General features: G+C 24.7%; 1 pseudogene. It reads left to right on the plus strand.

From position 1 onward, the window contains the following. A pseudogene (gene cysJ / locus LDP10_RS03375) lies at window positions 1-308 on the plus strand (NADPH-dependent assimilatory sulfite reductase flavoprotein subunit); the annotation flags it as partial.

Raw genomic sequence — 308 nt, forward strand, 5'->3', positions numbered from 1 at the left:
GAAGATTTTTTATATCAAATAGAATGGCAAAGATATTCTAAAAAAGGATTATTAACAAATATAGATTTAGCTTGGTCCAGAGATCAAAAAAATAAAATTTATGTACAAGATAAAATTAGAGAAAAAGGCAATAAAATATGGAATTGGATAAAAGAAGGAGCTTATATTTATATATGTGGTGATGCTTCTAATATGGCTAAAGGTGTCGAATCTGCTTTTCTTGATATATTTATTCAATATGAAAATATGGATTTAGTTCAAGCTAAAAAATTTTTAAATAATCTTCGTATAGAAAAACGTTATCAGAG

Source organism: Buchnera aphidicola (Pemphigus obesinymphae) (assembly GCF_026122815.1).
Classification (GTDB): domain Bacteria; phylum Pseudomonadota; class Gammaproteobacteria; order Enterobacterales; family Enterobacteriaceae; genus Buchnera_C; species Buchnera_C aphidicola_BJ.